Source organism: Nonomuraea sp. NPDC050328 (assembly GCF_044459405.1).
Lineage (GTDB): Bacteria > Actinomycetota > Actinomycetes > Streptosporangiales > Streptosporangiaceae > Nonomuraea.
Map to the genome: position 1 here is coordinate 1 of NZ_JBITIW010000011.1, position 21148 is coordinate 21148.

A 21148-nucleotide genomic window follows, 5' to 3' on the forward strand; every position below is an offset into this window, starting at 1 on the left:
GCTCAGGAGCTCGGAGCCGGATCGTGACCGGCGGCCTTCGGGGCGAACCCTGCCCGGGCATCGGCGCGGAGCTGCTGCGGTCTTGAAGTCGGCTGACAATGGCGCCGAGCCTGATGTGATCGGTGAGGATGGGCGGTGAAGATGAGCGCGGTGAGCGCGAACGGCACCGGGACCAGCGGGTCCACCAGAACCAGGAGGCCGGCCAGCGGCACGACGGTGTTGACGACGCGGTCGGCGTTGGGCCTGATCGCCAGGGCCCAGATGGCGAGCACGAACACGGCCAGCGGGATCGTGTAGGCGAAGGAGGCCCAGGGGGCCTGCAGCTTGCTGTGGCCGGTGAGCAAGTCGATCTCGACCTCGATGCCGGCCGAGAAGGCCCCGGCCGCGGCGAAGATGAAGTAGTGGCCGTAGCCGTAGGCCAGGGAACTGGAGAGGCTGCCGATGGCGCGGTGGTGCGGCGGCCAGAAGTAGATCCACCACAGCGCCGCCGTGGCGATCAGCGTCAGCGCCGCGATCGAGATCAAAGGCCCCAGGTCGTCGGTGTCGCGGAGCGCCTCGATGATCGCGTTGGACGAGGCCAGCAGGCTCTCACCGAGGAGGATCAGGGTGAACAGCCCATACCGCTCGGTGATGTGGTGCGGGTGCCACGGAGTCGTGCCGGTCTTCTCCGCGATGACGGGTACGGCCAGCTCCGCGGCGATGAGGACGAGGAGCGCGACCGTGGCCGCAGGCTCGGGAAGGGCGAGCCTGACCAGCCAGAGCACCTGGACCGTCGCGATGCCGGCGGCGTAAATCTGGGTGGCGCGCCGGCTGGGACCGGCGTGCCGTGAGGCCCGGAGCCACTGGACGACCATCGCGGCCCGCATGATCACGTAGCCGTAGACGAGCACGTCGTAGTCACCGCGGTTGAACGCCGGTTCGATACCGGCCGCGAGCACGAGAAGGCCGGCCATCTGCACGATGGTCAAGACCCGGTAGAGCCAGTCGTCGGTGGCGAACGACGTGGCGAACCAGGTGAAGTTCATCCAGGCCCACCAGACCCCGAAGAACACGATCCCGTAGTTGAGGACCCCGTCCAGGACGTGCCCCTCGGTGAGCGCGTGGTGCAGGTTCACCGCCGCCACACTGACCGCCACCACGAAGACGAGGTCGAAGAACAACTCCAGCGGAGAGGCAGCCCGTCCGACCTCACCGGGATCGCGTGGTCGCATGGGGACGAGGCGGAAGCGGGATTCCGATGCCATGGCGCGACTTCTTCCTGTTCTTCCTGCAGACGCTGGGCTCACGTGGTCGGTGAGCCATCGAGGGCGGCCTCGATGGCGCCGCAGCGCACCGGTTCCCCTCGTCAACCGATACAGGCGATCATGTCACCCCGCGCGATCGGTGCAGGGCAGGGCGGCGCTCGAGCAATACTCGCCGGCCAAGAACGAACCCAGCTCACCTGCTTGTGCACCGCCGTGGCAGAACAGAGGGTTCGCGCCCTCGACTGCGCCGAGCACCTCCGAAGGCCGCAAGATCTTCGCCGACAAGACGTCCGACAAGGCTGCCCAACGCCCGGAACTGAAGGCATGCCACGCTTCCTGTCCGCTGGGCGACATCCTGGTCGCGCCTGAGCCGGCCCGCTATCCGCCCGGGCGCCCAACGCTCCGTTCCTTAACTGGAGCCCCAGCCACGGTGTGATTGGTCTTTGACTGGCGATATGTGAGTGTCGGAAATAGAAGATTTAACGACACCCTCTGATTGGGCCCCCGCGAGCCCTCTCGAAACCGGTCATCGAGTGATGAGCCGTGACGTCGGATGGCCGGTTCCGCACTTGAACTGACGACAGGATTGTCCAACAGCAGAATCGGGGCTCCAACCCTTCCGAGGAAGAGCCCGGGGCAGATCGTCTACTCCCGCGTCTCCACCGCGACCCAGTCCCTGCTGGGGCAGCGCCACATCCTCACCGAGGTCGGCCTTCTTGTGCGCACCGAAGGCGTCGCCGCGGGGTTCCGCCCTGCGACGGCGTCCTCCTCTTCGAGGACCCCGCCACCACCTTCAAGATCCCCGCTCTCGGCCGGCCCGCGTTCGGCAAGATCGCCGCCAAGGCGCACGCCGGCGACACCATGACGGTCTCGGAGCTGTTCCGGCTCTGCCGCGACCCGCTCGTCCACGGCAGGAACTCTCGATGCGCCGTACCGGGCGGCCGGCTGTTCTTTGTGCTGAGGAGGCACGCGGCCAACATGTGACGTCGGCTGCTCCACGCCGGAGGGCCGGGCGGCGTCCTACGACGCGCCCCTGGTCACCTCGGTCGTCGAACAGGTCACGTCACGCGTTGGCCGTGTGCCTCCTCGTCCCGGGCTGCGGGCAACAGCCTTCTGCTGGCCGGCCTGAAATGCCATGACGCGATCGTGAGAACGAGTAGGAAAAGCGCCGTGAGCGATTGGTACCAGGCGTCGCCGGAGGCGATGAAGTGTCACAGAAGGGCGGAACACGCCGCTCAGCGCTTTGCCGACGGGCCGAAGTACGCCTCGAACCCGTCGAGCAGACGCCGTTCGGTGTTCTTGTCGCCGGCGGACTGGGTCCGCCGGCCGAACCCGTCCTGGGCGGTCTTGCTGCCGGGACGCTTGGCGGCCGCCGACATGATGCGGGCGACCGCGGCTATGTCCATCGGGGTGCGCTTGGTGGTCATGGCCCAGGTCTACCCGGGCGCTGCGCGTCCGCGAAGTGGTCACCCGGAAGACGGATACAAAGTTTGCATTCGATCTGGCCACCGGGTGGTCAGATCGTCGCCTAACGCCTCGTTCCATCGCCCTTTGATCCGCCCTGCGGAGGCCTCTATGTGGGCCGCGCTGAGCGACCGCCGGCCGAGGCCCCGGTGCGCGTCGTCGCCCTCATAGGTCAGCTCACGTCGGTCACCAGGCGGCGGGCGAGCCGTTCGGCGGAGGCCGGGTTCTGGCCGGTGTAGAGACTGCGGTCGACCTCGATATGCGGAACCAGCGGAATGGCGCCCTTGGCGTAGTCGGCGCCGTGCTCCCGCAACCGATCTTCCAGCAACCACGGCGCCTTACGGGCGAAGCTGTTGAGCCGCTCCTCGAAGTTCGACAGCGCCGTCACCCGGTATCCGGCGAACGGCCACGACCCGTCGGCTTGTCTGGCGGCCAGCAACGCGGCCGGTCCGTGACACAGCAGCGCGAGCGGCCGGCCGGAGGCGAGTCGGTCGGTGAGCAGCGCGCCGGAAACCTCGTCGTAGGCCAGGTCCTCCATCGGCCCGTGCCCTCCGGGGTAGAAGATCAGATCGAAGTCAGCCTGCTCGACCTCATCCAGGGACCGGGGAGCGTCCAACTCGCCCTGGATCACCTCGAGGTAGCGGGCGACCTCACGGATCGTGCCCGGCAGGCCCGCCAGGCGGCCCATGCTGAGCCGGTCCAGCGTGGGCCGCCGGCCGCCGGGTGTGGCGATCACGATCTCCCACCCCGCCTCGGTGAAGACCTTGTGCGGCATCGCCAGTTCCTCACCCCAAAAGCCCGAGGGGTGTTTCGTGCCATCGTTCAGCGTCCAGTGATCAGCCGCCGTAACCACGAACAACACCTTCGTCACCGTGTTCTCCCTCCGGATGGCTCGGGCACCGGCGTCAGCGCCACGCGCCGCCCATGCCAGAAGCGCCACGAAACAGCCGCACTCGTGTCAGCCGCACATGTGCGGCACACGCTGTGGCCTTTATGCCACCCCATGCACCACCTCGAAACAGGCCCGCAGTAAGCCTGCGGGCTGAAAAGCCCGGCCGGATCGTCACCAGGCCGACCGTGGATGGCGACATCGCCACCGGCCCCGGCGGATGGCTGCTGGCCGCAAAGGTCTCTACCTGGAGGCGGCCACGGTGCGCGAGGCGCCGAGCGCGGACCCCACGCTCACTCAACGCCGCACCTATGGCCTCCCTGCATGTTGAAGCCTACGAAGGCTCCCATCAGCGCGGCCATGGCGCGGGTCGTCAACGTCGCATCGACAGGACAGGCCGCCATCGACTTCGACGACGTGATGCTGGAGCGCGGCTACCACGGGCTCGACGCCTACTGCCGGAGCAAACTAGCGATGATCATGTCGGCGTTCGAACTCGCGGATCACCAGGTCACCGTCAACGCCCTGCACCCGGCCCACCTCATGGACACGCGGGCCGTACGGGAGTACGGCCTCACACCGCAGGTCGGCACGGATGCGGGAGCCCGGCCCACGATCCGGCTGATCACGGATCCGGACCTGGAGACCGTCACGGGCCGCTACTTCGACCGGTTCCCCGACACGCAGGCTCATGAACAGGCCTACGACAACGCGGCGCGCTCCCGCCTGGCCGCACTGACCAGCGAGCTCACCGTCGACCACGGATGACAGCGGACGGGGGCGGAGGCAGCGGGCGCTGTGAGTGTCGTACGGCTACGCCTGCGGGGGCACCATGCTGGCGTGAGCCGCGACGACCCGCCAGTCGCCCGCGGCATCCCTGACCCAGCTCCGGGTGTAGCGCATCTGGGCTTGGAAGGTCTGCCCGCCGGCCGTGCCGGCGATGGTGCCGAGAAACCAGGTGACGCCGGTCGCGCCGTCAACAAGGACGCGCAGATCCTCCTCCTCCACCTGCGTCAACGACTGGGCGCCGGAACGCTGGAGGTCGAGATCGTCCTGCTTGGTGTACTGGGTTCCGTCAAGGCCGTTGGTGAAGATCAGCCGATCGTCGAGAAGCGTGTCGAGGGCATCGGCGTCACCGGCGAGTTGCGCCGCTTGAAGACGGCGTTCAGCGGCGCGCAGCTCCTCGGTGGAATCGTCCATTCCAGCTACCTCCAGGAAGAATATTCAGCGATCTTCAGGTCGCAGACCTGACCCTCTCGTCCGGACCCCGTCCTGAGTATGTCGTGATCTCGGAAGGCGAGTGTTGACGTCGTCGTGGGAAGCGGCGGTGGGTGAGGACGAGCCGCTGATCGGCCAGACTGGACGGCTACTGGACGATGAACGTCCCCGCGCCGCCCCAAGCCCTACGGGAACCCGGCAGGCGTCTCACCGCGGCCCCTCCGCCGCGCCTGCCTGATCGACCTGCTCAACGCCGATGCACATGGCGCCTGGAGAACGGTCTGTTCGCGCCCGCGATCAGCTCTCCCGAGCCGTGAAGCGGGCTCTTGGTCTGCCGCAGCGGGCGCACAGGTGGCCGACGTCGTTGCTCAACCTCTGGCGTGTCCTGGCGCACTTCGCCGTCCGCCTGTTTGCATGGCAGATGCGATGAGCAGGCGAAGGGGTGAGCACGTTCGCTCACCGGCCCTTGCCGGGCGGCGCGGGGTGATGGCTGAGCAGGTCGCCTGGCTGGCAATCGAGGACATCGCAGATCTTGGTCAGGGTGGTGAATCGGATGGCCTTGGCCCGTCCATTCTTCAAGATGGACAGGTTGGCCACTGTCACCCCGACCCGGTCCGCGAGCTCGGTAAGAGTCATGCCACGCTCATTCAGGAGCTGGCCGAGGTGAACGGTGATGGCGGGGGTGTCCGTCTCGGCCGGCGACATCAGACGGTGCCGTCGAGGTCGTCGCGCATCCGCACCCCGGTGCGCAGGACGCTCGCCAGCACCAGCAGCCCGAGCCCGACGAGTGGCACGATCATGGGAATCTCCTTGATGCCGAAGGAGGACTCGTTCACGGTCATCGTGTCCAGCAGCGTCATCATCGCGAAGCGCTCGATCTGCGGGGCCAGCAGGCCGCCGGCGAGCAGCCACCAGCCCAAAACGCGCACCTGGGCTGCGACCTGCGGCAGGTAGACGCCATCGCGTGCCCGCCACAGCAGCCGCCACAGCAGGAAGAACGCGCCGACGGTCACGGCGAAGCCCGGAAAGGTCGTCAGGGCCTGCAGGATGTACTGACCGGTGTCCGGCGAACCGTCGATGAATCGAAGATCGCCTGCGAGGGCCACGACGCCCGGACGGGCCATTTCCGTGAACGGCGGCTCGGCGAGGCTGATGCCGTAGCTGCTGGGTGACTGGGCCACCACGTGCTGGTGCGTCAGGCCGAAGAATCCGGCCCTGGAGTAGAGCACCAAGCCGGTGATCACCCCAGTCGCCAGGACGAGCCCCGCGAAAACCGCAGGTCGGCGCGCTATGTTCCCCATCGTGCCGTGCTGTGCAGCCATGAGCCTGCTCCGATCCATCCATATCGTTTTTCGATGCTATCGAAGAACGATAGCATCGAAAAACGATATGGCACGCTACCTTGATCGCCAGAACGTCCCCACAGGAACCCGTGACACTTCAATGGCTGCCGGAAGCGATCCGAGCGCTCGCCTGGCCGATTCAAAGGACGGCTCCAGATGGACGAGGAGGTAGGTCAGTTCTCATTGCGCCGTAGGGGCGTGGCCGTCCGCCCCACCCCGTGCCTGGCCGAGGCCGATCACGCTGACCAAGGAGCAGTTCATGGCCCGTTTCCGCGCCCCCGCCGCGCAGGGCTGGCGGATCGGCGAGTCGGTGGACGACGCCACCTCCCGGCGACCATGGAGCTCGGCGACCAGGCCGCCATCGTCATGCGCCGGGTCTAGGACGGCGAGCCGGTCTTCTACACCTTCGTCTGGCGACTGCGCGACGGTCGTCCGACGACGATCGTGCGCGAACTCACCTTCGGCCGCGATCTCGGCCCCCTGCTGAGCCTGACCGGGAGCGCCTCGGTGTGACAGGCTGGCCGCATGCGCGTACTGATCGTCGGGGGCGGCACCCGCGGGGACGTCGCGCCCTACACGGGCCTCGGCGCCCGCTTACGCGAGGCGGGCCACGAGGTGGCGATCGCGGCCCACGCACCCCAGGCCGGCCTGGTCACCGGCGCCGGTCTGGCCCACGTGCCGCTGCCCGGAGACCCACTCGCCGCCCTGACCAGCGGCTCTTTCAAAGCTTTCCGTGAGTACGGCGGGCAGCTCGTCGAGGGCCTCGCCTCCCTCACCGAGCAGAAGACCGACCTGTTCCTGCTCGGCATCGCCGGCGCCCCCGCCTTTCATGTCGCCGAGGCGATGGGCGTGCCGTCCATGGGCGTGCACCTGCAACCCATGGAACCGACGGGCGAGTTCCCGCCGGTCGTGAGCCCGGTGCGCCGCTCGCTCGGCCGCTGGGGCAACCGCCGGGCGGCGCGCCTGGCGTTCGAGGTTCCGGCGGCCGGGCCGCTGCTGTCCGGCTTGAGCGCCCGGATGCGAAAGCGGCTCGGGCTTCCCGCCGCCTCCGCTCGCGCTCTCTACCGGCACAGGGAGAGCACGCAGTGGCCGGTCTTCCACGGCTTCAGCCCGCTCGTCGTGCCCCGGCCGAGCGACTGGCGGCCCCGGCTTGAGGTCACCGGCTACTGGTGGCCGGTCCGCCCGGGAGGCTGGCAGCCGGACCGTGTGCTCACGGACTTCCTGGACGCGGGCCCGAGGCCGGTGTTCGTCGGTTTCGGCAGTCTGGCGGGCACCGGGGCCGAGCCGTACACCGAGCTGGTCGTGCAGGCCTTGCGGCGGGCGGGGCTGCGCGGAGTGGTGCAGACCGGCAGGGAAGGGCCGATCACCGACGAGGTGCTGGGCGTCGGCGACGTCCCGCACGACTGGCTGTTCCCCCGGGTGGCGGCGGTCGCCCACCACTGCGGCGGCGGCACGACGGGCGCCGTGGCGCGGGCGGGCGTTCCGGCCGTGGCGGTGCCGGTCATGAACGACCAGCCGTTCTGGGCGTCGCGGCTCGCCGCGCTCGGGGTGGCGCCGCCGCCGATCCCGTTCCGCCGGCTGGCGCCCGCCCGGCTGGCCGACGCGCTCACCACCGCGCTCACCGAACCTCGCTTCCGTCAACGGGCCGAGGCACTGGCCGCGGGAGTCGCGGGCGAGGACGGCGCCGCGCCCGTCCTCACGGCGCTCAGCCGCCTTCGCGGCTCCCGCTGACCGCGTGGTCGATGCGCGCGGCCGCGCCGCCTGCAGCATGCTCGTGGCGCTCACCCCTCACCTTCTTCCTCGAGGTCCTCGGCCGGTTCGGCCGGGTCGCCCTCGTACGCGCCGGTCACCGGGTTGAGCGCGTAGCCGAGCCCCTGGAGCACGAGCTCCTCGTCGGTCTCGGCCGCCCCCAGCCGCCGACATCGACGCCAGCGGCGGCGAGCTCATCAACGCCTTCAAGCGGGTCTAAGCAAGAAGTACCTCCTGTTCACCATCGCCGACGCCTCGCTGGCCACGCCGGACGGCGCGGTGCGCGACGGCTCGCCACCCTGACCCTGGCCCTGCTCGCCCTGGCCCCCGCCGCCCTCACTCTCGCTATCACCCCCGCGCACGCCGACCCAGAGCCTGCGTGGGCTTCCTGCGGGAGAGGGGCTATTCGCTCACCGGCGGCATGTATAGGGCCTGCTCGCATGGCAGTTGGGGCGACTTTGAGGGCTGTGCACCGTCTCCTGTTCGCCGGCGTCAGGGATGAGGTCACCCTCGAGGATGACCCCCGCGAAGACGAGACCGCCAGGGAGGCGTGCAGGAGAGCCGATTCATAGTTCGGCCGGATCTGTCGCCGTACCCGCTGCCCGGGATCGTCCCGCAGCGCCCAGAGCTGTGGCAACGGCCCGTCGCTGAAGCAGGCGCATTCGAGGGGTCGGCGCAACACACGTGATCAATTGCTGTCAGCGGTCAGCATGGCCGCGAGAAGTCCGCGCTGACCCTGAGCGTTGCGGCGATGGCCGCCCGCTCCCTCGATAGGGGGAGTGGGCGGCCGTTCGTCTTGCCTGCTCACGTGATGCGGACGGCGGCGAGATTCTTCGGGAACCGACGCATGTGGGGGGTGTCTGGCCAGGGTCGGTCACTCTGTCCAGCGTGTCGGCGCGGATACGCTGACAATGGGGTCAGGGGGTCACGCTGAGGGGTGTCAGCCAGTGGATCTCCAGGTCTTCTCGTAGGTAGTGCATGCGGTGCTGCTGGAAGTGTGCGAGTTCGGGACGCGCGAGATGCGCGCGCAGGTCGTCGGCCGACCGCCACAGTTCGTAGAACACGAACGTGCTGGGATCAGCCACGTCTCGGTGGACCTGGTACTGCATCGAGCCAGGCTCGGCCCTGGTCGGCTCCACGAATGACAGCAGCAGCCGCTCCAGCTCATCGGCGCGCTCGGGCTTCGGCCGGGCGAAGCCGTAGATACCGACCGCCCCGCTTCCTTCAGGTACGACAATTTTCATACCTGCCAACGCTAGCCATCGGCCTAGGTATGATGCAACTCGTACCTAGGAGTGAGTGAGTTATGGATCTGGGCAAGGTGTTCCGCGCGCTGGCCGACGACTCCCGCCGCCAGGTCGTGGCCGAACTCGCGGCCGATCCCGAAGACCGGGAGCGTGCGTGCGGCTCGTTCGACCTGCCGGTGAAGAAGGCCGCGCGCACGCATCACTTCCGGGTGCTGCGCGAGGCGGGCCTGATCATGCAGCGTGACCACGGCAACGGCAGCGCCGTCTCACTGCCCAGGCAGGACATCGAGCGTCATCTGCCCGGCCTGTTGCAGCTCCTGTCCGAGGAGCTGAAGTCCGGCAGCGCGACGGGCAGAACCGGGAACACTGCGGCTGATTAGCCCCGGCAGGAGCACTGGCCGTCCTGGGCGCGGATCGAGGACGCCGCCGGGATGACCTGCCAGTCCGCGCACGAGCGCTGGGGCCGCTGACATGGACAGCGCGACCCGGACCAGGATCAGCGCCGGCCTGTTCCGCCGCATGCCGGCGGCCGACCAGCAGGCCATCCTCGACTCCCCCCGAGTTCGCCGCTGCCGGCCGCATGGCCTTCCTCGACGCCGAGGCCGAGCTGGCAGTCCTGGACGAGCGCGACCGGCGCGCCGTCCGGCACTCCCCCGACCGGAAGGGCTGACCCCGATGGCCGTCCGCACGATCCTGGTGCCCGATCTGGACGACGAGATCACCCACGCGCTGGCCGAGCTGGAGGAGCTGCTGCTCACCTATCGTGGGTGGGAGGAGGTCGACGGCCTGGACCCCGGCGAGCTGCCCGACCCGCTGGCCGCCGGGATCGCCCTGGCCAGCGTGCGCTCCCTGTGGGAGGTCCTGGGGCCGACACAGGGCCGGCAGGCCGTCGACCACGGCCGGTCCGCCCGGCTGCTGGCCCCGAACGGCCGCTACGAGCACGCCCCCGTCCGCCTGGTCGACGTCGCTGTCGCCGACGTCCTGGTGATGGCCGGCCTCGCCCGCGTGCTCGCCGACCCGGCCGCGCCCGCCATCGTCCGCGACGGCCTGGAGGACGGCCGCGCCACGGCCGGCGCATCACTCATCCGTCAATGGCCCTCTGCGCAAGCGACCTAGAACGAAAGGCGGCAACCACAAACCCGGCCGACCCGAGCCCCAACAGCGCGATTCCCCACAGCCCAACCATCATGAGCGGGGGGCATCGCCAGCATGACCGGCGAGAGCACCACGACGCTCCTGCGCCCTATTCGGAGACTGTGCGGCCACTCCGCAGACCACCGCACTCATCCCGAACGGGAGCAGTTCGGGCGGCACTCCGAACTCCCGGAGGGCGGCTCCCAACTGCCACGTCACGACGGCCACCGCCAGAGCCGCCCCGGACCAGGCCAGGATCCGCCCGCGGCCCACACCCGCTTCGGCGAGCGGGCCGTCCTGCTGGCCGGGCTGGCGATGCTGCTGGGCGCGATGGGATGGCTGGCACGCCTCCCCGTGCAGGCCGACTACGTCACCGACCTGCTGCCGGTCATGCTGCTCATCGCCGGAGGCGGCCTGGTGCTGCCCGCGCTGACCTCGCTCGGCATGTCCGGGGCGAAGGCCGACGACGCGGGGCTCGCCTCGGGGCTGTTCAACACCACCCAGCAGATCGGCATGGCGTTCGGCGTCGCGGTGCTGTCCACGCTGGCCGCCACCCGCACGGAGAACCTCCTGTCCGAGGGCCGTGACGCCGCGACGGCGCTGACCGGCGGCTACCAGGTCGCCTTCATGATCGCCGCCGCCCTCCTGGTGGCCGCCTTCACCGTCGCCCTCACCGTCCTGCGCCAGCCGGCCCGGCTTGCACCCGCGGGCGCGGCACCCGTCAGCGGCTGAGCCGGATCATGGCCCGGTACAGAGCCGTCGGGTGCAGGCCCCCGCCTGCCCCTGGCGGCGGGCCCGACGGTCACAGGTGGAGCGGGCCGAGGTCGGTCACGAGGTCGAGGAAGGCGCGAATGACGTCGGACTCGGCGCCCGCTCGCCACACCGGCGCCCATCGCGAGTCCGGTACCCCGGTGATGGGGACGTAGACGAGGTCGGGCCGGGCGTGGTAGCGCACGGCGTGCGCGTGGACGGGTGCGACGAGCTCGCCGTTGGCGACGACGGCGACCAGCTCCATCCAGCCGTCGACCGTGGGCCCGACGTGGATGGGCTGACCGTTCGGCGTCCGGAAGGGCACCACCGCGGCCCGCCAGTAGTCGGGTACGTCGGCGGCCAGCGTGGTCTCGCCGGCGAGGTCCTCGTAGGTGACGGACTCGCGCCCCGCCAGCCGGTGCCTGACCCCGACGGCCAGCACGAACGGTACGGTGAACAGCACAGGACCGACCGCGAGATCGGGTTCGCGCACCGGCAGCCACAGCACCGCGAGGTCGAGGTCGCCCCGGCGCAGGCTGTCGAACGGCCGGCCGAACGGGATCGACCGCAGCTGGAGCGGATGCTCGGGATACCGGCCAGCGAACGCGTCGAAGACCGGGCGCAGGTCGTCCACCGGCCCGCCGCCCACGATCCCGAGTCGCAGCGGCGTCCCCGCGGACTCGGCTCCGGTGCGGGCGGCCAGCCGGGCGTTGTCCAGGCCCTTGCGCAGCGCCTGGTAGGCCGGTTGCAGGTCCTCGCGCAGGCGGCGGCCGACCGGGGTGAGCGCCACGTGGTGCGACGAGCGGTCGAACAGCAACGCGCCGATCTGCCGTTCCTGCTTCTTGACCGGCTGGCTGACCCGCGCCGACGTCAGCCGGAGCCGCTCGGCGGTCCGCCCGAAGTGCAGCTCCTCGGCGAGCGTCAGGAAGATCTCGATGTCACGCAGTTCCACGCCCCCATCATCCCCGATGGCGGTAAGCGTCGCTTAACGCCGGTTGCCGAGGTGAGCGTTGCCGCCGCTGACCAGGCAGTCAAAGCTGGCTGTGGCGCACGACCGTGCGCGCGACAGGCGAGACGAAGGTGTGACGATGAGCGAGATCGGCAGCGGGCTGCGCGACCTCCTGGGCCGGTATGTCGACTCCGGCCGGATTCCCGGCGCGGTGGCCCTGGTGAGCCGCGGCGAGGAGGTCCACGTCGAGACGGCCGGGACGATGCGGCACGACGGAGGCCCGGCGATGCGCCGGGACGCCATCTTCCGCATGGCCTCGACGACGAAGCCGGTGACGATGGCCGCGGCGATGGTGCTCCTGGACGAGTGCCGCATCCGTCTGGACGACCCGGTGCAGGAGTGGCTGCCCGAACTGGCCGACCGGCAGGTGCTGGCCCGCCCCGACGGCCCCCTCGACGAGACCGTGCCCGCGAACCGGCCGATCACCGTGCGGGACGTGCTGACCTCGACGTTCGGGCTCGGCATCGACCTGCCGCTGATGGCCGCGCCGATCGGCGCGAAGATCATGGAGGTCGCCTACTACAGCACCGACGCCGGCTCGGACGTCGACCCCGACGCGTGGCTGCGGCTCCTGGGCATGATCCCGCTGTCCCACCAGCCGGGACAGCGCTGGCAGTACGAGCTCAGCCACGACGTGCTCAGCATGCTCGTCGCCCGGGTGAGCGGCCGGCCGCTCGGCGACTTCCTGGCCGAGCGGGTCTTCGGGCCGCTCGGCATGGACGACACCGGGTTCTGGGTCGCCGAGGACTCGATCGACCGGCTGCCGCCCAGCTACGTCCCCGACCCCGCCACCGGCGCCTTCCACGTGTGGGACGAGGCCGCGGGCGGGAGCTTCAGCAAGCCGCCGCGCTTCCACCGGGGCGGCGGCGGCCTGGTGTCGACCGCCGACGACTACCACGCCTACTTCCGGATGCTGCTGGCCGGCGGCGTCCACCAGGGCCGCAGGATCCTGTCGCGCCGCGCGGTGGAGCTGATGACCACCAACCGGCTCAGGCCCGACGTGCAGGCCGCCCGCCACCGGATGGCGCTCGACCACGTGCACCTGTCGCACGGGCAGGGCCAGCACGGCGGCTGGGGGCTCGGCATGGCCGTACGCACCGAGCGGCACGACTACGCGCCGCTCGGCCAGTTCGGCTGGGACGGCGGCACCGGCACGTCGGTCTACGCCGACCCGCACCACGGGGTCGTCGGGATCCTGCTGACCCAGGTGGGGCTGTCGGTGCCCGACCCGGCGCGGCTCATCCACGACTTCTGGACCACCGTCTACCGGTCCGTCGACGCGTAGCCTGCCGGGGAGGCGTCAGATGTCGCGCACGCGGTCGCGGGTCGGCTCGCGCTCGGCGAAACCGGCCGAGCGGTAGGTGGCGACGGCGCCGGCGTTCGAGGACGGGGTGGCCACCAGGGCGCTGGTGGCGCCCAACTCGCGCAGCGCCGCGACGGCCGCGACGGTGATCGCCCTGCCGTACCCCTGGCCGCGGTGGTCACGATGGACGCCCATCGGCTCCAGCAGGCCCGGCCTGCCCAGGCCCGCGCTCCACACGGTCACCGCGGCGACCGCCTCGCCTCGCCCGTCGTAGGCGAGCAGGCACCGCCCCTCGGCGTACGGCAGGCCGGAAGCCATCGCCCGCCAGTGGCCGGCGGAGAAGCGCGAGCCGTCGAACGAGGCCCGCTGGACGGCCGCCCGCACCTCGGCGTCCTCGGGCCCGGCCACCTCGATGCGCACGCCGGACGGCTCCACCGGAGCCGTCAGGTCGCGGCGCAGCGGCGTCCACGGCTCGCCGCCGAGCCAGCCCGCCGTCCTCCAGCACCCGCTGGAGGACGGCGGTCGCTGGCGCCTCGACGCTCGCCTTCCCGGCGGGGAAGACGCCGCCTGCTGGGGCGGCCACGTCGCCGGCCAGCCGGGCGGCCAGGTCCACGTCGTCGAAGGCGCCGGGCGCGAACGTCACCCGCAGCAGCCCGGGGCCGTCGAGCAGCCCGACGGCGAGGATCTGCCCGTCGCGGCTCCACGTGCGCAGCGCGGAGGCCAGTTCCGGGGCGCCGAAGCGCCAGTACCAGCCGAGGTCGCCCGGATGCAGCTGCATGGGCGTCCCCTCGTGCTGCCAGGCGCACCGCGCCGACAATCTGGTCCAGTTCGTGGGACCTTCGGCTCGTCGGCCACGTCACCGACCGGTCAGCAGGCAGAACTCGTTGCCTTCCGGGTCGGTCATGAGGAAACGGCCCGGCTCCTTGCCGACGACGGCGGCGCCGAGCGCGACCAGGCGCTCGGCCTCCTCTCGCGCCGAACCGCCCGGCGGCACGGCGAGGTCGAAGTGCAGCCGGTTCTTGCCCAGCTTGGGCGCCACGGGCGGGCCACCCCAGGTGATCTTGGGTCCGCCGTGCGGCGCGCGGATCGCGGTCTCCTCGTCCTGGTCCCACACGAGCGGGTAGTCGAGGGCGCGGCTCCAGAAGTAGCCGACGGCCTGAGCAGGGTGGACCGCTCGCGGTGTGGAGAAGCTCAGGCAGGGCGCGCGGTGCGCTTTTGGGCAGGTCTTCGCGGGCGACGTCGGCCTTGCCCAAGCCTCGGCGGACGTGGAAGTCGTCCAGTGCGGTGAGAGCGGAGTTGACGTAGACGCGGCTGCGCTTGGCGGGGCCGTCGCGCAGCAGCCACATTCGGTAGTCGCGCACCGCCCAGTCCCGCGCCTGCCGATCGGCGAGGGGATCGGCGGAATAGGTGGCGGCGTGGTCGGCCAGCCAGGACAGGAACATGCGCACCCGGGAGCGGTAGGTGCGCCGGGTCTCGTCCGACAGTGGCGCGCGCTCCAGCGCCGCGGCGTACTCGGCGAGTACGCCATCGTAGGCGGGCGGCAGCCGGGTAGGGCGGGCGCCCGGACGGCGCTTCGTAATCTCGGAAGTCTTCAGCACGGAGTCCTCCCGCGCCTGGCCGCGCAGCGGCGAATCTTGGCGTGCGCGCTCTCGTGGCCTTCACCCGAGCCTTCCGGGGGGTAGGCAGCGTCCCGTGAACTCGTTTCCTCACTCGTGTGAAAGACGGGCGACACCACTTCCTTGAAAAGGCCCAACCACATGCCGCTCAGCACGACCCTGTCTGACGCCGCCCTGATCGAACGGTCGTGGCGAGATCCCGAGGATTTCGCCTTGCTGTTCGACAGGCACGCGGGACACATCCACCGCTATGTGGCCCGCCGGCTCGGCGACGACACGGCCGACGACGTCGTCTCCGAGACGTTCCTCGCCGCGTTCAGGCAGCGCCGCGACTACGACACCGCCCGTCCGGAGGCCCTTCCTTGGTTGTACGGCTTCGCGACCAACTTCATCCGCCGGCATCAGCGCGCCGAGATACACCGCTATAAGGCGTACTCGAAAGTGGGCGTGCTTCCCGACGCCGACGACGCAGTCGAGTTCTGGGAGTCCGTCGACGGCTCCCGCCCAAGACTCAGCTGGCGCAAGCCGGCGCTGTCCGGCCCCCATCGCGGCGAGCACAGGAAAGAACTCGAGACCCAGTGCCCCGGCGATGGCGGACTCACCTACGCCGACCTGCGTGGATGGCCGACCGACCAGGAGCAGCTCCGGCACAAACTGGTCACCCCGTGGCCGGAACCCCGCGACGACCAGTACCTCCACTACGAGCAGATCGCGGTGATGCGCGCCGAGAAGGGGGTTCCTAACGAACGGGCATCGCCGTGACCCGGGTGGACAACCTCGGTCCCGGGGGCACCATCTCCCGCGAATCCTTCATCTTCGACAAGACCTCCTACGTCTTCCTGGGCGGCCAGGAGCTCGTGCTGGGACGAGGGCGTGAGGTCTGGTCCGTCACCCGTCCGCAGATCACCGACGAACTTCCGGCCTGGTCCAAGTCCTTGAAACGGAGTGGCTGCGTCTGAGCCTGCGTCCACCGGACGACAGGCGGGCCGCGTCGGCCGCTTGCCTGCCTGCCATGCCCGCCAGTTGCCCGGCCCCCGCCGGCGGGAAGCCCGGCCGCCGAGGCGTGGAGTGATGCGCTCGGCCGCTGGCCCGGTAGCCGAGGCTGACCAGCCGTCAGGCGGCCCCTGCGGCTTAGCGCTCATCCCCGTCAGCGGCCGTGCGCCGGTCGGCGTTCGCGCGGGCGGCGGCATGCGCCGGTCGGCGTGCCGCGCCGGATCGCGGTGCAGACCGTCGTCGTGGGTGTAGCGCTGGATGGTGCGCGGGTCGGCGTGCCCCAGGCGCTGCACGACCTCCAGCGGCAGGTGCTCGGCCAGGTCGGTGGCCACGCTGTGCCGGATCGAGTGCAGCCCGAGCGTCTGCGGCTCTTCGATGCCGGCGGCGCCGGCCACCCGCTGCACCAGCTCCAACACGTACGAGCGGCGCAGCGGCAGCCCGGTACGAGAGACGAAGAGCGGCCCCGCGCCGGTGCCGCGCTCTTGCACATAGGTGTCCAGCAGGTCGGCGGTGCGCCGGCCGATCACGACCTGGTGCACCCGGTCGCCCTTGGCCCGCAGGTTCAGCACCCGCTCGCCGGCGTTGTAGCCGAAGTCGGCGACGGTGAGGGTGAGCAGTTCGCTGATGCGGCAGCCGGTGTCGAGCAGCGTCGCGATGATCGCCTGCGTGCGCACGCTTTCGAACGCCAGCGCATGGCTGAGCATTGCCTGCAGCTGGCCGCCGGTCAGATGCCGGGTGACCTTCGAGCGGACCTTGGGCAGCTTCATCCCGTCGAACGGGTTGCGCTGCGCGGCCTCGGCGCGCAGCAGATGGCCGTACCAGCTGCGCACCGCCGACAACCGGCGCGCCCGGGTGGCGCTGGCCCAGTCGGCGTGCCGCATCGCCGCGGCGTACAGGTCGGTCTCCAGGAAGTCGACGTCGGCGATGATCAGACCGCGGGCCTGCACCCCCCACAGCCGCCAGGACACGTCCTGGATGTAGGCCTGCTGCGTGGCCGGGCAGGCCCGCCGCTCCGACATCAGCCAGCCGCCCGTCGCCTGCAGCAGCCGCTCGCCCGCGCCGGCGGTGCGCAGCAGCGCGGCGAGCTCGGTGGCCGTGCGCGCCGGGGGAGAGGTGCCCTTGGGCGGCAGCTCGACGGGGAGCGCGCCCAGCGGGATGAGCTCGCCCCACGCCGCCTCCTCACCATCGCGGGCCTCGCCGTCAGCCTCGTCGCCGGCCGCGGGGGCGCCGCGCCTCGGCGGGCCCGAGACGACGACGGCGCCGCCGGTCAGCGCGGTCAGATCCACCACCGCGGCCGGGGAGACGGGCGTGGCGGCGGCGGATGGGTCCAGCGGCGGAGCCTCGGCACCGACGATCGGATCCTGGGGAGCTGAGCCTGCCGGGGCGCTCATCCCGCAAATCCTTCCCGCGCGGCGACCTCATCGGCCCCGTCGAGCGCGGCGAGCTGGGCCTCGCGGCGCTGCAGGAGCTCCTCCAGGTCGTCGACCAGGTCGGGCCAGGCGCTGGTGTCGGGGTAGAGAGCCTCGGCCGGCAACTGCCCGCACAGCATGCTCATCCGGGCGCGGGCGTGGTGCCGGCCGACCACCGCCAGCCAGCCCGCGCACAGCCGCATCGCGTGCGCCGTGCCCGGCTGATCCAGATGGCACGCCATGCGGCGGCCCTCGAACATCCGCTCGGCGACCTCGAAGGAGAACGCGCCGCCGCGGGTGTCGCCGTCGCTGGCCGCGATCAGGCGGCGCATGTCCTCGTCTGAGAAAGCCGTCAGGTCCGCATCCCGCCGCCAGGGGCACACCCGGCCCGAGCCCGCGCACGGCCGGCTCCGGAACTCCAGCCGGCCCGTTCCCTCAGCACCATCCATGCCCCGACTTCACACCCTCGACATGGCGATAAGCGTCATTATCGCCATGTGGATCCAAGGAGATCCCAAGCTGATCAACCTCCGGGAAGGGGGATGGCTTCGCTACCGTCGGGTCATGGGTCTACCTAGCGAGTCACCCGGGGTGTACCTGGTCGAGATCACACCGCCGCAGAGCCGAAGGCGCATACCCGCTACTGGGCACACGTCTATGTGAGCGTGCAGCGCGCCAGGGCCGGCGTGGAGCACTTCGCGGGGCGTGGCGGTCATGGGCCGCTGCGGTGGAAATGCCACTCTTCGGTGTCCTACGCCTATTCAGTCGCCGATGGCCGGGAACTGTACCGGGTGGTCCCGTTGCACGTGCGGTTGGACAAACAGCCTGAGCCCTGAGACCCCAGGTGGGGAGTGGCCGCGATAGGCATCAGGGTGCTCAGCATCCATCACGCATTCCCGCACAGCGGCCGGGCTTATTCATGCGGTGACATGGGGGCCGCCCCACGACTCCAGCAGCTCGTGGAGATCGGCAAGGTCTGGGACCCGGCCCAGTTGATAGCGTTTGCGCCTTTAGACCGTGTCTTGTTTGGTGTTCAATCGTTTGGTTGATCATGGATCCGTTCATCGATCGGCTGGTTCCGGACCAGTTGTGGGAGCTGTTTCAGCGGGTGGTACCGCCGTCGCCGACGCGCCCGCAGGGTGGTGGGCGACGAGCCGATGACCGCCTGGTCTTGGCGGCGATCGTGTTCGTAGCGACCAGCGGTTGCACGTGGCGTCAGCTCCCGCCGATCTTCGGCGCGTCCTGGCAGACGGTGCATCGCCGCTTCGCCGAGTGGAGCGCCGCCCTGGTGTGGGCCAAGCTGTACCGGATCCTGCTGGACGAGGTCGGCTCGCGCGGAGAGCTGGACTGGTCTCGATGCGCGATCGACTCGGTCAGCGTGCGGGCGGTCAAAGGGGGGAGTTGACGAGCCCGAATCCTGTCGATCGCGGCAAGAAGGCTCGAAGATCCACCTGATCGCCGATCGGACCGGTCTGCCGATCTCTGTCGCGATCAGCGCCGCCAACACGCACGACAGCCTGGCACTGGAACCGCTGATCCGCAGCATCCCACCCATACGTTCCCGCCGTGGCCCGCGCCCACCGCAGACCCGCCAAGCTCCACGGCGACAGGGCTACGACTACCCACACCTGCGCGCTTTCCTGCGCGGGCGCGGCATCATCCCGCGCATCGCCCGCCGCGGGATCGAATCCAGCCAGCGCCTGGGCCGCCATCGATGGGTGGTCGAACGGACGGTCTCCTGGCTGGCAGGCTGCCGACGCTTACACCGCCGCTACGAACGCCGAGCCGACCACTTCGCATCCTTCGTCGCCCTGGCCGCAGCCCTTATCTGCTACCGCCGAATCACCAAATGAGACATCGTCTAAGTCGACGATCAGGCTTCGCGACAGCGGCAGTCGAAAGACGGTGCATGAAAGCCGATCGTCAGCGACCAGCTGTGGCCGGGCTGTCTGCCTGGACGGCGTCGTCCACCAGTGAGTGGAGTTCGCCGGCGAGGTAGGCTCGGCGCATCTCCGCCCGTTCGATCTTTCCGCTTGTTGTGCGGCGTACGGCACCACGTCGCACCAGCACCACCTGGTCGCAGCGAACGCCGAATTCGCGCACCACGGTCTCTCGGATGCTCCTCGAGGTCGCCGCCAGTTCCTCCGGCGAGGCACGCCCCACGACCTCGTGCACCAGGATCAGTCGCTCGTCGCCTGTCTCGCCGGGGATCGTGATCGCCGCCCCGCATCCGTCGCGGAGCTGGTCGTGGTGCAGCCTGACCTCCTGCTCTACATCGTGTGGGTAGATGTTCCGCCCCCTGACAATGATCATCTCTTTGATCCTGCCGGTGACGTACAGCTCGCCGTCCACCAAGGCGCCGAGGTCGCCGGTGCGCAGGAAGCCACCCTCGTCGCCGATGCGCGCGTCGAACGATCGCGCGTTCGCCTCGGTGTTGTTCCAGTAGCCTGCGACGATCGAGGGCCCGCGCAGCCAGATCTCACCGATCTGTCCATCGGCCAGTTCCTGGCCTGAGGGGGAGACGATACGGATCTCGAGGTCCTGGGGGTGGCCGCAGCTCACCAGTTCCCGATGGGGGGCGCCGGATTCGCTCGGCACCAGGTGGTCGTCGGCGAGCGCGTCTCCGGCGCATCGGAACACCACAGGGGTGCGATCTGGGGTGCCTGCGATGAACACCGTCGCCTCGGCCATGCCGTAGCTGGGGACGATCGCTTCCTGGCGCAGTCTCGCTGGGGCGAAGCGCTCGGTGAACTCTCGCACGACGCGCGCGTCCACGGGTTCGGACCCGTTGATCGCATGCCGCAGGGATGACAGGTCGAGGCCGCTGACTTCCGCTTCGGTCACCCGGCGGGTACAGAGCCGGTACCCGAAGTTCGGGGCGGCTGTGAAGGTCACACCGTACGTGCTGATCAGCTTGAGCCATGAGCTCGGCCGGCGTAGAAAGGTGGCCGGATCCATGAGAACGGTGCTCGCGCCAGCGAGCAGCGGCGGAAGAATAATGCCGATTCCCATGTCGTGATAGTTGGGTATCCACCCTCCGAAGCGATCGGATTGGTCGATGCTGAAAGCGGTCAGGATGGCAGACGCGTTCGCCCGCAGATTGCCATGGGTGACCACGCTTCCTTTGGGGGAGCCGGTTGAGCCTGACGTGTACTGGAGAATGGCCACAGTGGCGGGGTCGATCGCGTCGGAGTCGAAATACCGGCCGGGGTGAACGACGGCGGCCGCGTGGTCCAGGATTGTCGTGCCTGGCAGGTGTTCATCGGCCCATGAGTGAACCTCGTCGATCACCGACGAGCCGGCGAGCACAAAGGAGAATCCCGCGTCACGCGCGATGTTCAGGACTCGGCGTCGCGAATGCGCGTATTGACCTGGCAGCGACGACGGGATGGCGATCAGGTTGGCGTACAGGCAGCCGAGCAGTCCGACGACGAACTCCCCGCTGGAGGCGTAGGTCAGCAGTACTCGCGCTCCGGCTTCGGCATGGGTGCGCAGATAGGCGGCGACGGATTGCGCCTCCCGGTCCAGATCGGTGTAGGTCCACCAGCGTGCGGTCGAGGGGTCGCCGGGGTCGCGGACGAATCCGACGGCGGGCCGCTTGGGGTGGTGGAGCGCGTGCGACCGGATCGCGCTGCACAGGGTCATCAGACTCTTGCCACTAGCCATGCCAAGATGACATCCCGGAGCTGGTGGACAGTCCAGGCAGCACATGGGCAAGATAACCTGCCGGAAGAACGGCTAATACTCGTCGAACATGCTCCGAGTTGGCTTTTCTCGCTT

At 69.9% G+C, this 21148-nt stretch carries 21 protein-coding genes and 1 pseudogene; 9 read left to right on the forward strand and 13 right to left on the reverse strand.

Going from position 1 to position 21148, the window contains the following annotated elements:
* Positions 1-2: 2 nt before the first annotated feature.
* The 3 genes from ACIBG7_RS33885 to ACIBG7_RS33895 form a co-directional block, all read right to left on the reverse strand.
* Positions 3-1244 (reverse strand): low temperature requirement protein A, encoded by a 1242-nt coding sequence (locus tag ACIBG7_RS33885; RefSeq protein WP_397338822.1) that lies wholly within the window; start codon positions 1242-1244, stop codon positions 3-5.
* Between the two features lie 1235 nt (positions 1245-2479).
* Entirely contained in the window at positions 2480-2671 is a 192-nt protein-coding gene (locus ACIBG7_RS33890) for a hypothetical protein (RefSeq protein ID WP_397338823.1), read from the reverse strand.
* A 209-nt stretch (positions 2672-2880) separates the two neighbouring features.
* The gene (locus ACIBG7_RS33895) at positions 2881-3579 is read right to left on the reverse strand and encodes a type 1 glutamine amidotransferase domain-containing protein (RefSeq protein ID WP_397338824.1); all 699 of its coding nucleotides are present in this window, start codon (positions 3577-3579) and stop codon (positions 2881-2883) included.
* Positions 3580-3921: 342 nt separating this feature from the next.
* Between ACIBG7_RS33895 and ACIBG7_RS33900 the strand changes: the two genes are divergently transcribed.
* Complete coding sequence (locus ACIBG7_RS33900) at positions 3922-4365, forward strand: hypothetical protein (protein ID WP_397338825.1); 444 nt, start codon at positions 3922-3924, stop codon at positions 4363-4365.
* 45 nt (positions 4366-4410) lie between these two features.
* On the opposite strand, the gene ACIBG7_RS33905 is transcribed toward ACIBG7_RS33900, so the two are convergent.
* The 3 genes from ACIBG7_RS33905 to ACIBG7_RS33915 all read right to left on the reverse strand — a co-directional run bounded on the left by ACIBG7_RS33905 (position 4411) and on the right by ACIBG7_RS33915 (position 6137).
* Positions 4411-4797 (reverse strand): nuclear transport factor 2 family protein, encoded by a 387-nt coding sequence (locus tag ACIBG7_RS33905; RefSeq protein ID WP_397338826.1) that lies wholly within the window; start codon positions 4795-4797, stop codon positions 4411-4413.
* Positions 4798-5271: 474 nt separating this feature from the next.
* Positions 5272-5520, reverse strand: a complete 249-nt coding sequence (locus tag ACIBG7_RS33910; RefSeq protein WP_397338827.1) for a helix-turn-helix domain-containing protein — start codon at positions 5518-5520, stop codon at positions 5272-5274.
* Entirely contained in the window at positions 5520-6137 is a 618-nt protein-coding gene (locus ACIBG7_RS33915; protein ID WP_397338828.1) for a hypothetical protein, read from the reverse strand. Before ACIBG7_RS33915 ends, ACIBG7_RS33910 begins: the two co-directional genes overlap by 1 nt.
* Positions 6138-6683: 546 nt before the next feature.
* Between ACIBG7_RS33915 and ACIBG7_RS33920 the strand changes: the two genes are divergently transcribed.
* Positions 6684-7889, forward strand: a complete 1206-nt coding sequence (locus ACIBG7_RS33920; RefSeq protein ID WP_397338829.1) for a glycosyltransferase — start codon at positions 6684-6686, stop codon at positions 7887-7889.
* Between the two features lie 935 nt (positions 7890-8824).
* Here the strand turns inward: ACIBG7_RS33920 and ACIBG7_RS33925 are convergent.
* Positions 8825-9151, reverse strand: a complete 327-nt coding sequence (locus ACIBG7_RS33925) for a putative quinol monooxygenase (protein WP_397338830.1) — start codon at positions 9149-9151, stop codon at positions 8825-8827.
* A gap of 62 nt (positions 9152-9213) precedes the next feature.
* Between ACIBG7_RS33925 and ACIBG7_RS33930 the strand changes: the two genes are divergently transcribed.
* From ACIBG7_RS33930 to ACIBG7_RS33940, 3 genes are all read left to right on the forward strand, one after another.
* Entirely contained in the window at positions 9214-9534 is a 321-nt protein-coding gene (locus ACIBG7_RS33930; RefSeq protein WP_357936588.1) for a helix-turn-helix domain-containing protein, read from the forward strand.
* A 295-nt stretch (positions 9535-9829) separates the two neighbouring features.
* Positions 9830-10270, forward strand: a complete 441-nt coding sequence (locus tag ACIBG7_RS33935; RefSeq protein ID WP_397338831.1) for a hypothetical protein — start codon at positions 9830-9832, stop codon at positions 10268-10270.
* A gap of 93 nt (positions 10271-10363) precedes the next feature.
* The gene (locus ACIBG7_RS33940; protein WP_397338832.1) at positions 10364-11020 is read left to right on the forward strand and encodes a hypothetical protein; all 657 of its coding nucleotides are present in this window, start codon (positions 10364-10366) and stop codon (positions 11018-11020) included.
* Positions 11021-11090: 70 nt separating this feature from the next.
* On the opposite strand, the gene ACIBG7_RS33945 is transcribed toward ACIBG7_RS33940, so the two are convergent.
* Positions 11091-11990: a LysR family transcriptional regulator gene (locus tag ACIBG7_RS33945; RefSeq protein ID WP_397338833.1), complete on the reverse strand. Its 900-nt coding sequence runs from the start codon at positions 11988-11990 to the stop codon at positions 11091-11093.
* A 136-nt stretch (positions 11991-12126) separates the two neighbouring features.
* Here ACIBG7_RS33945 and ACIBG7_RS33950 point away from each other — a divergent pair, with 136 nt between their 5' ends.
* On the forward strand, positions 12127-13332 hold the full coding sequence (locus tag ACIBG7_RS33950; RefSeq protein ID WP_397338834.1) for a serine hydrolase domain-containing protein: 1206 nt from the start codon (positions 12127-12129) through the stop codon (positions 13330-13332).
* 15 nt (positions 13333-13347) lie between these two features.
* Here ACIBG7_RS33950 and ACIBG7_RS33955 read toward each other — a convergent pair whose 3' ends face one another.
* A complete protein-coding gene (locus ACIBG7_RS33955; RefSeq protein WP_397338835.1) occupies positions 13348-13770 on the reverse strand; it encodes a GNAT family N-acetyltransferase in 423 nt (140 codons plus the stop codon).
* 436 nt (positions 13771-14206) lie between these two features.
* A complete protein-coding gene (locus tag ACIBG7_RS33960) occupies positions 14207-14878 on the reverse strand; it encodes a VOC family protein (RefSeq protein ID WP_397338836.1) in 672 nt (223 codons plus the stop codon).
* Between the two features lie 229 nt (positions 14879-15107).
* Between ACIBG7_RS33960 and ACIBG7_RS33965 the strand changes: the two genes are divergently transcribed.
* Positions 15108-15728: an RNA polymerase sigma factor gene (locus tag ACIBG7_RS33965; RefSeq protein WP_397338837.1), complete on the forward strand. Its 621-nt coding sequence runs from the start codon at positions 15108-15110 to the stop codon at positions 15726-15728.
* Here the strand turns inward: ACIBG7_RS33965 and ACIBG7_RS33970 are convergent.
* Together ACIBG7_RS33970 and ACIBG7_RS33975 are read right to left on the reverse strand one after the other, a co-directional pair.
* Entirely contained in the window at positions 15665-17350 is a 1686-nt protein-coding gene (locus ACIBG7_RS33970; RefSeq protein WP_397338838.1) for a tyrosine-type recombinase/integrase, read from the reverse strand. The genes ACIBG7_RS33965 and ACIBG7_RS33970 overlap by 64 nt on opposite strands.
* Positions 17347-17817, reverse strand: a complete 471-nt coding sequence (locus tag ACIBG7_RS33975; RefSeq protein WP_397338839.1) for a DUF6283 family protein — start codon at positions 17815-17817, stop codon at positions 17347-17349. Before ACIBG7_RS33975 ends, ACIBG7_RS33970 begins: the two co-directional genes overlap by 4 nt.
* Positions 17818-18419: 602 nt before the next feature.
* Between ACIBG7_RS33975 and ACIBG7_RS33980 the strand changes: the two are divergent.
* Both ACIBG7_RS33980 and ACIBG7_RS33985 read left to right on the forward strand, forming a co-directional pair.
* Positions 18420-18611: pseudogene (locus tag ACIBG7_RS33980) on the forward strand (transposase); the annotation flags it as partial.
* A gap of 13 nt (positions 18612-18624) precedes the next feature.
* Positions 18625-19221, forward strand: coding sequence for an IS5 family transposase (locus ACIBG7_RS33985; protein WP_397339061.1), 597 nt, complete (start codon positions 18625-18627; stop codon positions 19219-19221).
* A gap of 70 nt (positions 19222-19291) precedes the next feature.
* Here the strand turns inward: ACIBG7_RS33985 and ACIBG7_RS33990 are convergent, their stop codons facing one another.
* Positions 19292-21034 (reverse strand): fatty acyl-AMP ligase, encoded by a 1743-nt coding sequence (locus ACIBG7_RS33990; protein ID WP_397338840.1) that lies wholly within the window; start codon positions 21032-21034, stop codon positions 19292-19294.
* Positions 21035-21148: the final 114 nt, after the last annotated feature.